The following is a 569-nucleotide window of genomic DNA, read 5'->3' on the forward strand; positions in this document are numbered from 1 at the left end:
ATTTCGGTTTTCAGAATTCATTTTACTACCTTCACAATTGTTAAAAGATGCTCGATGCCTGTATAAGGAATCGAACTAGTTTAATAATAGTTATTGTTATTGAATTGGTACATTAAGATAATCACAATGTACCCTTCGACGTATATGCCGTGTCTATTCAGTTTTCAACATCCCTTTGTTATAGCCACTTTAACGGACGTTATCACAAGACACTCTCCTTTTCTTAATTACTCCTTGATACTAGCCATAATACAATCACATACTGCTTCTCAAAGCTAGATCTTTATTTTTCTAAAGACTTATTTAAGCAGAAATAAAATGATAGATATTATAGAAAAAATACAGTTTCTCAAAGAGACTTGGAGTCAACCGAAGAGGGCTAGCTACGACAACGAAAGTTATTCATTTGAGCTAATTTGTATGTTTAATGAAGGTTCTTCAGAATCTGAAATTGTCAGCACCTTTAATTTAATAGGTATTGAAGAACTACCTTTCGGATATAAGCAGTTTTTATTAGCCAGTAATGGCGCTTTCTTATTTTTGGATAAAAAGTATAATCAGGCTGGATT

Annotated in this window: 1 protein-coding gene; it reads left to right on the forward strand. The window is 32.3% G+C overall.

Annotated elements, in window-relative coordinates; all coding sequences use genetic code 11:
• Positions 1-318 precede the first annotated feature (318 nt).
• A partial coding sequence (locus ACS8FC_RS19680) for a hypothetical protein (RefSeq protein ID WP_439298027.1) occupies positions 319-569 on the forward strand: 251 nt, incomplete at its 3' end.

The sequence above is a fragment of the Psychrobacter sp. 1Y4 genome (genome assembly GCF_051847555.1).